Here is a 1664-nt window from a genome sequence, read left to right on the forward strand (position 1 = left end):
TGCGAAGCACTTATTAATAATAATAGTTTAGTTTAGGTTAATTAACGGTTTTCGGAAAACCGGGAAGCAGTCAGTAGGGATTCTGACTGCTTTTTTGTTTTTATACTTTTGGGGTCAAACCAAAAGCCAGTGGAGTAAACGGATTGGAAAATGAAACATGCAAAGGGGAGCTTGTTATTGCAAACCAGTAAACTGGGATCACGCGTAAAACCTGTGGAGGAAATGAATTGGAAAGTAAAACAAGTAACGTGAAACTTGTTGCTGAAAATCAGTAAACCGTGCTTATTGTTACATTTCACAAGTTTGCCAACTGCTTTTGCCTATTGCCTGTTTACAAGTGTCCGTCAAACACAGTAAAGAAATGTCAGAGCCCCTCAGAAAACAGCGTGATCTACCTACCCACATCATAAGTGATACTCGTATTTGTTAAAATAAGAAGTAACACTTATTAAACTTGTGGTACTTACAGCGAAATTTGCAGCAGAATTCAGAAAAAACCAACCATTAGAGTACTGCCGATTACCAGCATTAGGCTTTGGCTATATTCTACTTAAAAGTTCACTGACATGATGCAGTTGATTTCCGCTAAGCAGAAAAAAAACAGAACCGTTCATTTATGCGAAGATTGTTCAATAGCATTAGGCACTTCGAACGAAGCCTTCATGTGGATTGACGAAAACGGAAGAATTGATTTTGCAAACCAGGTTGTTGCCCGGATTTCGCACTATACTGCAGGCGAGCTTAAAGGCATGTCTGTTTTTGAGTTAGCCCAGGATTTAAGCCCCTCGTTATGGAGCAGATATTGGGATAATATAAAACTTACAGGACAGATGGATATAGAATGCAATCTGATATCCAAAGACGGTAGTCTGGCACCAGTGACAATCAAACTGCATAAAAGTACACAAAACCCCTCAATGGCCAGCGCTATCATTAAGATATCCCAAAATTCTTTGGATGAACATACACGCCTTAAACGGGTAAGTTACGAATATGACAGATTGCTATACCGGACATCACATGACCTCCGGGCGCCAATATCTACCGTACTGGGCCTGATCAACCTTTTGAAGAAAGATGAAGGGGCAAACCAGAAAGAATACCTCGACCTGATTGAAGAAACTATGTCCCGGCAACAAATGCTCATGAAGGATATTAATCACCTTGCGCTGATAGGTTCGGCTGAAGTGAAAATGGAGAAAATTGACTTTCACGCACTGCTTAATGATGTGTTGAATACATTTGAAGAAGATTCCCGGAAGAAAGGTGTAAAGTGGAGTTTTAACTTTAAGCTAAATACTCCTTTTTACTCCGATTACAGTCTGCTTACAAAGATCCTTATTCCAGTTGTAGACAACGCAATCCGTTATAACAGTGGAGATTCCCCTACGGTGAAGATAACTGTTGAATCCAAAAGGGAAAAGGTCATTATTTCCATACAAGACAATGGCATTGGTATAAGGCCGGAAATGTCTAAGAGTATATTTGAAATGTTTTTTAGAGGGGCAGAAACCTCAAAAGGCTCAGGCTTAGGATTATATCTGGCACTGATAACGGCCAATAAGCTAAAAGGCAATGTGATTTTAGCTCCCTCTGAGGAGCCCGGTGCTACCTTTAAGGTAGAAATACCCAATATTTCTTATTCAGAATTCGCTCAGTCACCT

At 40.0% G+C, this 1664-nt stretch carries 1 protein-coding gene; it reads left to right on the plus strand.

Annotation, left to right across the window (positions count from 1 at the left end; translation table 11 throughout):
- Positions 1-566: 566 nt before the first annotated feature.
- On the plus strand, positions 567-1664 hold a 1098-nt coding region (locus E1163_RS30620; protein WP_185156124.1), incomplete at its 3' end, for a PAS domain-containing sensor histidine kinase.

The organism is Fulvivirga kasyanovii, assembly GCF_009711405.1.
GTDB lineage: Bacteria > Bacteroidota > Bacteroidia > Cytophagales > Cyclobacteriaceae > Fulvivirga > Fulvivirga kasyanovii.